Consider the following 237-nt stretch of genomic DNA (forward strand, 5'->3'; position numbering starts at 1 on the left):
GCTACAAAATGTCGCGGACAAAGTGCAGGCTGTTTTGCAAAACATTCCCGATGTGGCCAAAGTTGAGATTTTCGGCGAACAAGAGCAGCAAATATTCGTAGAGTACGACAATGCCAGATTGTCAGAGCTGGGCATTTCACCTTATCAACTGTCGCAGATACTGTCGGCCCGCAATATCGTTATATCCGGCGGAGAGTTTAATCTTGGCCCGGAGCGTATTGTACTTGAACCAAGCGG

General features: G+C 48.1%; 1 protein-coding gene. It reads left to right on the top strand.

Features of this window, described 5'->3' with window-relative positions; translation table 11 throughout:
* Positions 1 to 237 (top strand): efflux RND transporter permease subunit (locus tag SB773_RS34560; protein WP_410595053.1); only part of this gene is annotated, 237 nt, incomplete at both ends.

The organism is Bacillus sp. SIMBA_074 (genome assembly GCF_046534555.1).
In the GTDB taxonomy this organism is placed as follows: Bacteria; Bacillota; Bacilli; order Bacillales; family Bacillaceae_G; genus Bacillus_A; species Bacillus_A mycoides.